The 12547-nt window shown below is 55.3% G+C and carries 11 protein-coding genes; 7 read left to right on the forward strand and 4 right to left on the reverse strand.

Translation table 11 applies throughout. From position 1 onward, the window contains the following. Positions 1-12: 12 nt before the first annotated feature. Positions 13-1776, forward strand: a complete 1764-nt coding sequence (locus tag ABLQ08_RS27865; protein ID WP_352949408.1) for a M14 family zinc carboxypeptidase — start codon at positions 13-15, stop codon at positions 1774-1776. 650 nt (positions 1777-2426) lie between these two features. Here the strand turns inward: ABLQ08_RS27865 and ABLQ08_RS27870 are convergent. Continuing rightward, positions 2427-3596, reverse strand: a complete 1170-nt coding sequence (locus ABLQ08_RS27870) for a helix-turn-helix transcriptional regulator (RefSeq protein WP_352949410.1) — start codon at positions 3594-3596, stop codon at positions 2427-2429. A gap of 380 nt (positions 3597-3976) precedes the next feature. Here ABLQ08_RS27870 and ABLQ08_RS27875 point away from each other — a divergent pair, with 380 nt between their 5' ends. From ABLQ08_RS27875 to ABLQ08_RS27895, 5 genes are all read left to right on the forward strand, one after another. Next, positions 3977-5101, forward strand: a complete 1125-nt coding sequence (locus ABLQ08_RS27875) for an ROK family transcriptional regulator (protein WP_352949412.1) — start codon at positions 3977-3979, stop codon at positions 5099-5101. A 41-nt stretch (positions 5102-5142) separates the two neighbouring features. Continuing rightward, positions 5143-5910, forward strand: a complete 768-nt coding sequence (locus ABLQ08_RS27880; RefSeq protein WP_352949413.1) for an ABC transporter permease — start codon at positions 5143-5145, stop codon at positions 5908-5910. Further along, positions 5907-6686 carry an ABC transporter ATP-binding protein gene (locus tag ABLQ08_RS27885; protein ID WP_352949414.1) on the forward strand — a complete coding sequence of 260 codons (780 nt, stop codon included), beginning with the start codon at positions 5907-5909 and terminating at the stop codon, positions 6684-6686. Before ABLQ08_RS27880 ends, ABLQ08_RS27885 begins: the two co-directional genes overlap by 4 nt. Positions 6687-6714: 28 nt before the next feature. Further along, a complete protein-coding gene (locus ABLQ08_RS27890) occupies positions 6715-7677 on the forward strand; it encodes an aliphatic sulfonate ABC transporter substrate-binding protein (RefSeq protein WP_352949663.1) in 963 nt (320 codons plus the stop codon). 91 nt (positions 7678-7768) lie between these two features. Further along, positions 7769-9265 (forward strand): sulfatase family protein, encoded by a 1497-nt coding sequence (locus ABLQ08_RS27895; RefSeq protein WP_352949416.1) that lies wholly within the window; start codon positions 7769-7771, stop codon positions 9263-9265. 259 nt (positions 9266-9524) lie between these two features. Here the strand turns inward: ABLQ08_RS27895 and ABLQ08_RS27900 are convergent, their stop codons facing one another. From ABLQ08_RS27900 to ABLQ08_RS27910, 3 genes are all read right to left on the reverse strand, one after another. Then, positions 9525-10178, reverse strand: coding sequence for a glutathione S-transferase family protein (locus ABLQ08_RS27900; RefSeq protein ID WP_352949418.1), 654 nt, complete (start codon positions 10176-10178; stop codon positions 9525-9527). A 295-nt stretch (positions 10179-10473) separates the two neighbouring features. Further along, positions 10474-11055 (reverse strand): ester cyclase, encoded by a 582-nt coding sequence (locus ABLQ08_RS27905; RefSeq protein WP_352949420.1) that lies wholly within the window; start codon positions 11053-11055, stop codon positions 10474-10476. Positions 11056-11093: 38 nt separating this feature from the next. Beyond that, positions 11094-11273, reverse strand: coding sequence for a hypothetical protein (locus ABLQ08_RS27910; RefSeq protein WP_352949422.1), 180 nt, complete (start codon positions 11271-11273; stop codon positions 11094-11096). Positions 11274-11382: 109 nt separating this feature from the next. Between ABLQ08_RS27910 and ABLQ08_RS27915 the strand changes: the two genes are divergently transcribed. Next, complete coding sequence (locus ABLQ08_RS27915; RefSeq protein ID WP_352949424.1) at positions 11383-12291, forward strand: LysR family transcriptional regulator; 909 nt, start codon at positions 11383-11385, stop codon at positions 12289-12291. The last annotated feature ends 256 nt before the right edge of the window (positions 12292-12547 follow it).

Raw genomic sequence — 12547 nt, forward strand, 5'->3', positions numbered from 1 at the left:
GAAGATTTTTGAATGCTCCAAGCGGAAACTGTTCTGTGTGATGTTCAAATAGAGACCAGCCTTGAGAAACTCGTGGAGACATTCTCATCGCCCGGTTTTCGCGGTGCATTCGTTGAGCTTTGGGTGTTCGACGGTCTTGAGCGGCGCAGTCGGGCCGCGGAGGTCCTTAACACGCGCGGCGTCCGGGCCAGGGTCCATGCGGCCTACAAACCACTGGTTCATGCCGTAAACGAAGAGCTGGATCGCAGCGATATCGATAGTGTCACCATCCGATACCCGGTGGTCGAAGGCATTTCGAAGACCCGGTTTCTGCTTGAATGTTATCCCGTCGATATCCTGTTCAAGGATGTGCGGTTGAATTTCGAGCCGAGGAAGCCGGTCGACGGGCATCAGCTCATTCACTATCAGCTCGATGTTGTGCGTTCGGACGGATCCAGGGAGCTTCTGGAGGTCGGAGCGCCGAACGTGTTCCGTGCCGATCACATCGGATGCAGTATTTACTCGGCGGCCGGATGGATCCGGGTCCGGTTTCCCGGAGACGAACACTTTGACCGCGATGAACCCTTCCGCACCGATCAGGAATTCGCATTCAAGGCAGCCATGGATGCCCTGTCCGGGCAGAACTGGTCGGGTGGCGGGCCGTATTTCGACCGCCTCAACATGCGCGTCGAGGCGCCGTTCTACGACGATAGATTGAATGACGGCAACGAGCGGCTCAGTACGGCCGAGGCAATGCACGAAGACCTCTATTTTTCCGCGCTCGAGGTCTTCAGGAAATGCGAGGGGCTCGATCTTGAGGATCGCACACTGACGCCGGGGCAGCTCGTGCCCCAGATCGTACCGCAGGAGGGGCCCTTGCGCGTGCGCTTGTCGGCGGCGGCCGGCCGCGAGCCGGCATTTCCGGCAGAACCGGCGGTGCCTGAACGGCTTGAGGACGTCGAACACTGGCTCAGACCGTCCGCCGTCAAGGCGCATCTTGAGCGCGTCGGCGGGGAGTTTATCGAGACGGATTCCCGCCGCGGCCGTCCCATCTGGAGCTCTTACGTAGACGGACCGGGGCCGCAAGTCGTGATCACAGCCGGCCAGCATGCCAATGAAACAACCGGGCCTGTCGGGGCGCTTCGCGCGGCGCAGGAAATGGCGAAAAGCGGCAAGAACGGTTTCTTCGTTTCTCCACTCGTCAATCCTGATGGATTTGCCTTGTTCCGGGAACTGTGTGGTGCATATCCGGAACATATGAACCATGCGGCGCGATACACGGCTGCCGGATGCGACCTGGAATACACCAGTCGCGGCTTCGAGAACGAAGCGCATCACATTGGCCGGGAAAAAACGAAGTCCTGGCTGCATTTGAACCTTCACGGGTACCCGTCACATGAATGGACCCGGCCCTATTCCGGCTATGTGCCGCGTGGGGTGGAAATGTGGACGATCCCGAAAGGATTTTTTTTGATCCTGCGTTACTGGAAAGGCTGGAAGGAGCAGGGGGAAAGGATCCTTCATGCCATCATCGACGAGCTGGCGGGTTATCAGCCGATCATAGACCTCAATTCCGAGCAGCTGCAGCGTTATCGGCAATACACTGAAACACCGCCTTTCTTCGTGCGTTCCAATGTTCCCTATGTGTCGAATGAATTCGCGCATGGTCTGTTTCCGGTGACGATCATCACCGAAGCCCCGGATGAAACGATTTACGGTTCGGAATTTACAATAAATCACACTGCTCAGATGATTTCGGTGCTCGCTGCAGCAAAGGCCAATGTCAACCTTGACTAAGATACAATGAGTTTCTTGGACAGTGGTCTTGGCGGTAGGTAATCCAAATTGCTGAAGTGCCGACGGTCTTGAATGTGTTGTGAAGCATCATTCGACCTAATCGCCGTTTTCCAGAAAGCCTCGTCTGGCCGGCATTGCCAACTTGTCTTGACTGGATTGAAGGGTGCTCGTTTTGACAGACTTCAGGCATTCATTTCAGCAGTTTAATTGGCCGAAAGATTGAATGCTTCTTCTCTGGCAAGTCGGTGTCTTAAGCAATCATCATCGTCATCTGGAAAACTATCAAACTGAACAGCGCCGGTATCCTTAAAAAGGATCAAGAGCATCAGAGATCAACGGTCCACCGCCATGGATCTGTCTTTATCCAGGGTCGTGCCAATAAAGCACTGGGCGAATATCGGAGTTTCCCAAGATGCGGCGACGAGGCAAAAGATGAGGTGAGGTGTGGTTTTCACGGCTTCAATAACATTGTTTCGTCCAAGAAATCGAAACGTGCATCTCACCAACAACCAAAAGGTCGCCAAACAAAGCTGTTGGGTGAACCGATCCTGCGCACCCTCCTAAAAATGGGGGAAGATGACCCAAGACACTGAACCTCCACACGTGTGCAAAGGTCCCCATAATTCTGAAACTAAACTTTGCCTGTTCTGCTAGGAGATCGACGGCGCAATAAGTGCTGCGCGCCGGAGCAATGAAACTCTGTTATTGACACCTGCCTTGCGCAGTATCTGCTTGATCTGGCCACGGGTCGTCTCCAGGCTGACGGAGCGAATATCGGCAACCTGACGATCGCTGTACCCTTCAAACAGTAACTTCACGATTTCCTTCTCGGTCACTGTCAAGCCTGAAAGAGCAGCCATTGGTCCTACGTCAATATTTGGCGGATCTTCGGTATCGAACACCATGATAACTGCTCCGGCAAAACCTTTTTCCAACTCCTGGGATCCGTCCGCGATGGGAGACATCGTCAGCAGATAGGGGAGCCTCAGAGACCGCCGTTTGACAACCATGTGATGTTCGATCGTCTGTCCTGAGCCGGCCGCGGTGCTAGCGACATTTTTCAACGCTTTGTCGTATTCACCCTGCAGATCACCATCGGAAAACCTGACGCGGTCCTGCGCATGTCTCAGACCGTCATTTTCCTTGAAAATCCGGGTTGCCGCCAAATTGCTTACGAGCAAATTTCCAGTTTCGTCGGTAATGCAAACTCCCAGGTTCAGATGGTCAAGAACCGAAAGAACCGCTTGGTACTTCTGGTGAAGTTGAGACACAAATCGTCCCAATTCAATAACCTTGCTCAAGTGTGGCGTGAGTGATTGCGCCATCGCGACACCTGCTGACGGGGCGAAGTCCCACTCAATACCGTATTGAAAAATCACCCCGGCCTTCCATCCCACGTCAGGAGACAGATTGAACCCTACCTTCCTAAATATACCCAGTGCCTCAAAGGCGCTGGCATAGTCCTCTCTTTCAAGAAGATTTGGATGATCAGGCCAGATGTCGCAATCAAACAAGGGGGTTGAATTCGGCATCAGCATCAGCTTGTTGTTGGCTTCAGCATCATATGCTCCATGTTTCTCGGCGTATTGTTCCAAAAACGGCCCCTTGTCGATGTAGAGGCTACTTCCGTCTCGCGAGAGATACTGAAATCCCGTTTCGTTGTAGCTGAATTGAATAACACCTCTTGCTTTGGTGATACTTGCCGCGCGATCCAAAGCATCGGTCATTCTATCTGGCGCATTTATTGTTGAATAAAGCTCAGCAAGACAATCAATCATCGAATTTTTCAGCTGCCCCCAAACCACGCCGAAACTGTTCATCAATAGGAAATCAGAATGCAATTTTTGGCAACAGGCGCTGTTTTCAGAAAGTGGGGCCGATATTCGATGCCGTATTGATTAAATTCAGTTTCTGGATTTAGGAACATTTCAGCGCATTCATCGACAAGCGGTTCGGATCAAGCGATTTCAGCGATTCCGTCTCGGAATCTTATGACGCTGTGATCGTTTTGTAGGGTGCCTTGGATGTGTGCCGGATCGAGACTGGCACGTCGGAAGCGATGTGCTTGCTTTCGAAAAACATAACAAAAACAGATGTGTAGAGGGGTGACCTTGCCATTTCCAAGCAAGCTTTCCGCGACATATTGACATCCAATAATTAATTACTAAACTTGAGAAAATAATTAGTTCGGAGGCGATTGATGGGGATTCACCTCGGTCAGATATTGAGCATGTTGCGCGATGAGGGGCCGCTGTCGCGGGCAGAGCTGGCGCGTCGCACCATGCTTTCTGCAACCGCGCTTACAAAGATGACGTCAGTCATGCTGGAGCGGGGTTGTGTGGTGGAGACCAAATTGGAGCCGAGCACGCAGGTCGGCAGACCGCCGACCAATATCGAGATTGTCTTCGATGCGTTCCAGGTGATCGGTATTCACGTGGGTGCTGCCGAAGTGCATATCGCCCTGACCAACCTGGCAGGCAAGCCCTTGCACAGAACCTCCTTCCGGTTCGACTCCGGGCAAACGAGCGTCACCGATGTGATCGATCGGATTGCGGCGAAAACCGAAGAGTTGATCGGACTGAGCGATGTGTTTCGATCACAGATCCTGGGCATCGGCGTCGGCGTGCCCGGTCCCGTCGACAGGGCAGGGCGTCGCAACATTCTGTCGATCAATGCCGATTGGACCGATGTCCCGTTTGCCGACGAACTGGAGCGGCGCCTGAACCTGCCGGTCACGATCGAGCACAACGTGAGTGCGATGGCGCTAGCCGAAGCGCGCTACGGCATCGGCCGCAAGTCCTCAGCGCTCCTCTATGTCTATCTGCGCAGCGGTCTGGGCGCCGGCCTGGTCGTCGACGGCATTCCCTTTCGTCCCGGCGGGCACGGAGCGGTGGAACTCGGACATATCCGTGTGGTCGAGCAGGGTGAAACATGCTCCTGCGGCGCTACCGGTTGCCTCGAAACCTTTCTCTCAGAGCGTGCCCTGATGCAGGCCGCCGGAAGAGAAGACGGAGATACGTCGAACCTGCTGGCAGCGGTCGAGAAGAACAATGAAGCCTGGCAAACCGTGCTTCATCATTTTACCGGCGCCCTCTCAAGCGCCATCAATCTGCTCAGCCCGGACAGGATCGTTCTCGGTGGGCATTTTGCCGAGGCTCCCGACAGTTTTCTGGAACATCTGCGATCGACTGTTCCGGGACAAATTCTGCCTCACATGCGTGAAGCATTGTGCATCGAACGCAGCAGCCTGGGCTACGGCGGAAGCGCGATCGGAGGTGCAAGCGTGGCGCTCGATCAGTTTTTCTATTCCGGAGCCTTCCAATGACAGGCAGTCAACAAACGCTCAGTGAAGGAGCCTCTCGCAGAATGAGCCTGGCATTCAAGAGCCGGGACTTTTCCGGCATCGGATTGAACTTGGTGGCCTTTGCAGCCGGTATCGGACTCTGGGCACTCGTCACCTCTTATGGCGTGGTCGGATTGCCCGGTCCGGCGGACGTGGCAAGCCGCGCCTGGGAATTGCTGCTGAACGGTCAACTGATAAGTGACACTGCCACCAGCGTGCGCCGGGTCCTGACGGGTTTTCTGCTCGGCACGTTCGTTGCGATCCCGGTCGGTTTCCTGATGGGGTGGTACAAGATAGCCCGGAACCTCATCGAACCTTATGTGCAATTCTTCCGAATGGTTCCGCCGCTGGCAATCATTCCGCTTGCCATCGTTACGATGGGGATTGACGAAACGCCGAAGATTTTCGTGATCTTCCTCGCAGCTTTCCTGACATCCGTCGTTGCCACCTACCAGGGCGTTATCAGCGTCGACAAGACACTGGTCAATGCCGCCAGGGTTCTTGGTGCAAGGGACGGTGTCATTTTCGCGAAGGTTATCGTACCGGCATCCCTGCCATTCATTCTCGTGGGATTCAGGATCGGTCTTGGAGCTGCATGGGCAACCGTTGTCGCGGCGGAACTGATCGCTGCGCAGTCGGGCCTCGGCTTCAGAATGCAACAGGCGCAGCTCTATTACGACCTTCCCACCATTTTCGTCAGTCTCGTGGCGATCGGCCTTCTGGGCCTTGCCATGGACCGGGTTGTGATGGCGCTCGAGCAACGGCTCACCATCTGGCAGGAACGCGTATGACCACCAAGATCGACTTTCAGAATGTGAGCCGTCATTTCGGTGCCGGCTCCGGATCCTTCCTTGCGCTCGACCGGCTGAACCTTCAGATCGGGGACGGTGAGTTCGTAACGGTCGTCGGTCCCTCTGGCTGCGGCAAATCCACCGCGATGAACATTGCCGCTGGTCTCCTTAAGCCTTCGGACGGAACGGTTCTTGTCGACGGCAGCCCGGTAGATGGTCCTGGACCCGAGCGAGGCATGATCTTTCAGCAATATGCGCTGTTTCCCTGGCTCACCGTACGCGAGAATGTCGAGTTCGGCTTGAAGATCCAGAAGCTGACCAGACGGGAACGTCGCGAAATTGCCGCGCACTACATGGATCTAGTCGGTCTGTCGGACTTCGCTGAAGCACTTCCGAAGATGCTCTCCGGTGGCATGAAACAGCGCTGCGCCATTGCTCGGGCCTACGCGGTCAATCCGAAAATCCTGCTGATGGACGAACCCTTCGGAGCCCTCGACGCGCTGACGCGGGTCACGATGCAGGACCAGTTACTGGATACATGGGGCCGCGAACGGCGCACGGTGATGTTTATCACCCATGACGTCGATGAAGCCGTTTATCTGGCCAACCGGGTCATCGTCATGGCCGCCAGACCGGGCCGTCTGAAGGAAATCATTCCCGTCGACCTGCCTTATCCCAGAACTGAGAGCATCAGGCTGTCTCCGGAATTCGCAAGCATTCGCAACCGTGTCTGGCACGCGGTTTATCACCAGGAGCCGGCCGCAAGGGTGGGCTGAATTCAATTGGGAGGAAACGGAAATGACAATGACAAGACGAGCGATGGTGGCTGCGACCGCCGCCGCCATGGTGGTGTCGGCGACTGGATCGAGCCTGGCGGAAAACGCCAAGATCCGCATGGGCTATATCGCGGACTATTTCGGTACCAGCATTGCCGCCATTGCGACTGAAAACGGGCTCTGGGAGAAGCACGGTATCGATGCGGAACTGAAGGTCTTCACCAATGGGCCCATCCAGGTGCAGGCACTTGGCGCGGGCAGTCTGGACTTTGCATATCTCGGCGCCGGTGCCTTGTGGCTTCCGGCCACGGGCAAGGCAAAGGTCATAGCCGTCAACGCTCTTGGTCTGTCGGACCGGGTAATCAGCCAAAGCGGCATTTCTTCTGTGGCGGAATTGAAGGGAAAGAAAGTCGGTGTGCCCGAAGGCACATCCGGAGACATGCTGCTTCGGCTCGCGCTTGACAAGGCAGGGCTCAGCATCGACGACATCGAAGCAGTCAAAATGGACCCAAGCACCGTCGTTGCAGCGATGGCGTCGAAGCAGATCGATGCTGCGGGCATCTGGTACCCATTCGTTGAGATCGTTCGCAAGCAGGTGCCTGATCTGGTGGAACTTGCCGGCAACGATGAATTTTTCCCTGAAATCTCGTTCCCCAGCGTTTTCGTGGTCCGCAATGAATTTGCAGGCAACGAAGACACGGTCATGAAGGTCAATGCGGTGATCAAGGAAGCACTCGACTTCCGTCACGCCAATCCGGACCAGGCCGTGGAGATAACGGCCAAGTTCCTCGGAGTACCGGTCGACCCGCTCGCTGTAGAAGCCGGCAAGGGAAAACTGCTGACCAGCGCCGAGCTTGAACAGCTTACCAAGGATGGCTTCGTCGATGCGTGGCTGGCCAATCTGGCCAACATGTACGCCACTTTCGGCAAGATCGAGGAACCGCTCGATCCGAAGGAATATTATCTCGGCGAGCTCTTCAACGCTTCCTGACACATCCCCCACCTCCACGATGTCTCCACCCTCAGGCTCCTCCAGCTCGGGGTGGAGGCCTCATCCGTTCCGGCTTCTGACGAGAATTTCAATGAACATCCTCTATATCGACATCGACAGTCTGCGCCGCGACCATCTGGGTTGCTATGGCTATCACCGCAACACCTCGCCCAATATCGACGCGATTGCAGCCGAGGGTATGCGGTTCGAGAATGTCTATGTTTCCGATGTTCCCTGCCATCCCTCCCGCACGGCCCTTTGGAGCGGCAGGCATGGGCTTCGCACTGGTGTCGTGGGGCACGGCGGCACCGCCTGTGAACCGTTCCGCGAAGGCGCTGACCGGGCCTGGGCAGGCACGTTCTTCGAGGAAGGCTGGATGAAATGCCTGCGCGATCTGGGATACCGCACGGCGACCATTTCAAGCTTCGGCGAACGCCACGGCTGCTGGCACTGGTACGCAGGTTTCAACGAGGTCATGAACTGCGGCAAGGGCGGTATGGAAAATGCTGACGAGATCATCCCGCAGGCGATCGACTGGATCGAACGCAAGGGCCGCGACCAACCGTTCTTTTTGCATGTCAACGTCTGGGATCCGCATACGCCATACCGTGTACCGGACGCCTATGGCGATCCGTTTGCAGGAACGCCATTGCCGTCATGGATGAGCGAAGAGGTTCATCAAAAATGCCTGACCGGCTTCGGCCCGCACAGCCCCCTGGAGCCGAACGGTTATTCCGCTTACAACCCGCATGCCGCCTACCACCGGGCGCCGGTGCCGATTGACACGATGGATCGGGTGGCTGCCTGGTTCAACGGCTACGATGCCGGTGTGAATTTCGCCGATTTCTATATCGGAAAACTCGTCGAAGCACTGAAAAACATGGGCCTTTACGACGAGACCATCATTGTGATCGGAGCCGATCACGGGGAAAACCTGGGGGAACTGAACGTCTGGGGAGATCACCAGACTGCTGATGAATACACCTGCAACGTTCCCCTTATCATCCGCTGGCCCGGCGACAGTGCCATGCGGGGCGTCAACCATGGTCTCCACTATCATTTCGATTGGCCCGCGACCTTGATCGACCGGCTCGGTGGCAATGTACCTTCCGTCTGGGACGGCCGCCCGATTTCGCAAGCCATTAACCAGGGTGAGGATGGCGGCCGCGACTTCTTGGTGCTGAGCCAGGGTGCCTGGGCGGTTCAGCGGGGTGTCCGGTTCAAACATGACGGCTCGGACTGGTTGATGCTGCGCACCTATCATGACGGCTACAAGGATTTCGAGCCGGTCACACTCTTCAATCTGACCGAAGACCCGCATGAACAGACCGACCTGTCCAGCCGGCGGCCTGACGTTGTAAGTCTCGCTTCGCGCCTGCTGGAAGACTGGCGGTCCGAAACCATGGCCAGAAGCGACAGTGATGTCGACCCGTTCGCAACGGTTATGCGCGAAGGAGGTCCCTATCACTGCCGCGGGGAATTGCCGGCCTATCTCGACCACCTGCGTTCGACCGGCAGAAGTCATCACGCTGAGACACTCGAACGGCGTCATCCACCGCGTACCAAACGATCACAAACCATCCGATAGCGGATTGCCGCCGCAGGGCAATAAAGAGTTCGCTCATTTGCATGCGGATGGAAGTTGGTACCTCAATGTTGACCAAACACTGGTTGCTGAGATTTTGCACAAAGGATGATGATGAGGATCATCCGCGGTTCGATCACGGTGATCTTGGGGGGCTTGGTCTGCTCGTCGAGAGACCTTGAAGAAGCCAAAATCATGAAGGGAATTGGCCTGGAAATTATTCGGCACGCGTCCGGGGGCGCGCGGTTGTTCCGTTTTCAGATCAACCATCGCCGGAAGCAGACCCTGTTTCATTGGTTACGCGTTCAAGGGCGGCTTTGACGGCCGGTCGTGAATCTATCTTGTCGATCCAGCGGTCCAGGTTCGGCAGATGCGGCAAACGATCTGCTGCTTGGTATTTTTCATTCTTAAGGTACGAATTGCCGCTTTTTACCCAGGGGAACGACATCATGTCCGCGATGCTGTATTCATCGCCAGCCAGGTACGGCACCTCACTGAGCCGTTGCTCCAGTACCTCGTAAAGACGGATGGTCTCGGTGAGATAACGTTCAATCGCGTAAGGGTGCCTTTCATCGATGAACACGAAATGCCCCCATTGGCCAAGCATTGGTCCAAGGCCGCCCGCTTGCCAGTAGCACCAAGACAAAGCCGTTGCTCGTTCCTGACCACTCGGCGCGAGAAAACGTCGATGTTTCTCGGCCAGATATTGAAGAATGGCACCCGATTCAAACAAAACGACGTCGTCGTCCACAAAGGCGGGAATTTTGCTATTGGGATTGATCTTGACAAAATCGGCGCTGAATTGGGTTCCTTTTGAAATGTCGACGGGGACCAGGTTCCATGGTTCGCCGAGTTCCTCGAGCATTATTGCAGGTTTATGACCGTTGGGAGTATCCCAGAGATAAAGTGTGTTCATAGCGAGTTCCCATCGATATCATCTGTTCCGGTGAACGATTGTAAGTCCGTGCGTTCATGGGCGTCAGAGGCCGATGCCGTGTTTCACGTCCAATGGAAGGATTTGCTCGCGCAACACAGTTTGGTGTCGATTGCGGTGCGCAGTCAGAATATCGAAAGCGTCGTAGCTGGTTGCTTTGTCAGATCGGATCATGGGTTTCGGACGCAAACAGAAAGCACAGGTAGTTGTGGGTATGGAAGGGGGCCATGATCGGAGCCCCTCAAGGGCGCTAGCGCCCTTTGAAGGTTCCTGATTTCTATCCGCCCAAACCGAGCTGCTTGAAGAAGAAAGCATTATCCCAGAAAAGGTATTCTTCATCCATCTTACCTTCATCGGTCCAGTGAGCGATTGTTGTGAAGGTGATTTCGTAGGCATTTCCGGTCGGCTCGATGGTTGTTCCATCAGCCATGGGCATGGGCTCTGTAAAGGTTCCTTTCAGAACACCGACCGCCCCTGACCACTCTCCCTGGCCAAATCGGACGATGTGCCGCTCGATATAGGTATCCGGCGCCCAGACGAAGAACCACTTCATGTCGTCTATGTGCGCGTCCAGCCCCTTGATCACTCGCCCGTCTGGCATGTAGACGACCACATCATCAGTATGGCTTTCATGAATACGATCCCATTCCTGGTGCGAAAAGATCTCGAGATCCAGCGCCCGGAAGGTCTCGAGGTTTGTATCAATTCGTTCGTCTTCAGCCTGACGCCGTGCAAGTTCCATCAGGGCTGCGGCAATAGCTGCATTCCGGTCTTCTCCCTGGTCTGTGCCTTCTGCGAACGATGGGGTTGCCATGGCGACGCAAAGCGCGGCAACGCCCAGAATTTTCAGGTATTTCATTTTTCATCTCCTTAACGGTGGATCTGTCTTTCCTGGACTTAGGCGGCAGCCTGGGCGACCATTGACCGCAGTGCGAAAACGTCATGGAGTGCAATTCGGCAATGTTCTCCGGATCTGGCGGCGAAGCGCTTGGCCGTGACCTGGTCGCATGACCAGCTGGCGACCTTCTTGACCGTTTCCAATTCCGCCTCGCCACGCGGCGGGAACACCATGACCAAGCCCGTTGGTGCCTCCTAACTCGTGGTGGAACCGGAATAGTAATTCATTCCAAAATAATTGATAATATGTATAATACTTCACTTACCATCCCGAAAAACAGGACAATAAATGAACGTGTTCAGATCGATGACCGTTTTCTCGGAAGTCGCAAAGCAGGGTGGATTTGCACCAGCTGCCCGATCCATGTCGCTGTCTACGTCTGCCGTTAGCCGCCATGTAATTGAGTTGGAACAATGGCTTGGTGTCGAGCTGTTTCAGCGTACCACTCGAAAGCTCTCGCTCACGGATGAAGGCAAACGATATCTGGACCGGTGCCAGAACGTTATTGATGAGGTGGAGAGTATCAGGAACATGGCAAGTGAAACGCTTGCCGCGCCGAGAGGTAATCTAAGGCTGACTGCCCCTGTGTTTCTAGCCAGGGACTGCCTTCAGGATTTGTTGCCGGCCTATTTGCACGCCTACCCGGAAGTTAACGTGACGATCAACGCGGTCGACCGCTTCGTTGACCTGGTTGAGGAGGGTTTCGATCTCGCCCTTAGAATTGGTGAGATTTCAAGCTCGTCCCTGGTATCGAGAAAGCTGATGGACATCGATTTGGTTGTCGTCGCAAGTCCGGAGTATCTCTCCAAGCGTGGAGTGCCAGAAACACCGGCCGACCTTAAACATCACAACTGTATCGTGGATACGGCTGCTTCTTACAAAAATCGCTGGCCGATGAAATTTGGTTCAAAGCGGCAGTCGGTCGCCGTAAAGGGAAACGCCACTGTAAACAAAGGCGACATAGCTCGGAACCTGGCCGTTTCCGGTCTGGGATTGACACTTCTGCCACGTTTCTTTGTTCTTGAGCAGCTGCACAACAAGAAGCTCGTATCAGTGCTTGAAAATCAGATTTACAGCAATGCCGGATTATACGCCGTGTATCCGCAAAGCCGCCAACTTACGCCCAAGGTTACCAGCTTCATCGATTACGTGGAAGCTCACATCGGTCAACTGAAACGTCGTTTCAGTCCCGGCTGAGGACTGTGCCGCTTCTCATGTGGCGGGGTCCGCTGCAGTCGTATCGCGAGACAGTTCAGTATGAGCTTAGGCAGCGGCAACCAAGTGGTGAATCAGGTCCTTAACAGTACCGACCGCGGCTTTGGATGTCAGCCTCCCTTCTTATCGAAGGTTCCGGAGATGGCCGTAAATCCAGGAATTGTAACCGCACCCAGTTCGGCCATGTTGTCACTTGAGCGCGCGAAAGCGCGGAACGGCCAATGCCACCGGGGGAGGT

The organism is Roseibium sp. SCP14 (assembly GCF_040329475.1).
Classification (GTDB): domain Bacteria; phylum Pseudomonadota; class Alphaproteobacteria; order Rhizobiales; family Stappiaceae; genus Roseibium.

Excerpts from the sequence above, each read along its gene's own strand:
- ABLQ08_RS27890 (WP_352949663.1), top strand. The coding sequence starts at position 6,715 with ATGACAAGACGAGCGATGGTGGCTGCGACCGCCGCCGCCATGGTGGTG.
- ABLQ08_RS27900 (WP_352949418.1), bottom strand. The coding sequence starts at position 10,178 with ATGAACACACTTTATCTCTGGGATACTCCCAACGGTCATAAACCTGCA.
- ABLQ08_RS27880 (WP_352949413.1), top strand. The coding sequence starts at position 5,143 with ATGAGCCTGGCATTCAAGAGCCGGGACTTTTCCGGCATCGGATTGAAC.
- ABLQ08_RS27865 (WP_352949408.1), top strand. The coding sequence starts at position 13 with ATGCTCCAAGCGGAAACTGTTCTGTGTGATGTTCAAATAGAGACCAGC.
- ABLQ08_RS27885 (WP_352949414.1), top strand. The coding sequence starts at position 5,907 with ATGACCACCAAGATCGACTTTCAGAATGTGAGCCGTCATTTCGGTGCC.
- ABLQ08_RS27870 (WP_352949410.1), bottom strand. The coding sequence starts at position 3,596 with ATGAACAGTTTCGGCGTGGTTTGGGGGCAGCTGAAAAATTCGATGATT.
- ABLQ08_RS27875 (WP_352949412.1), top strand. The coding sequence starts at position 3,977 with ATGGGGATTCACCTCGGTCAGATATTGAGCATGTTGCGCGATGAGGGG.
- ABLQ08_RS27895 (WP_352949416.1), top strand. The coding sequence starts at position 7,769 with ATGAACATCCTCTATATCGACATCGACAGTCTGCGCCGCGACCATCTG.
- ABLQ08_RS27915 (WP_352949424.1), top strand. The coding sequence starts at position 11,383 with ATGAACGTGTTCAGATCGATGACCGTTTTCTCGGAAGTCGCAAAGCAG.
- ABLQ08_RS27905 (WP_352949420.1), bottom strand. The coding sequence starts at position 11,055 with ATGAAATACCTGAAAATTCTGGGCGTTGCCGCGCTTTGCGTCGCCATG.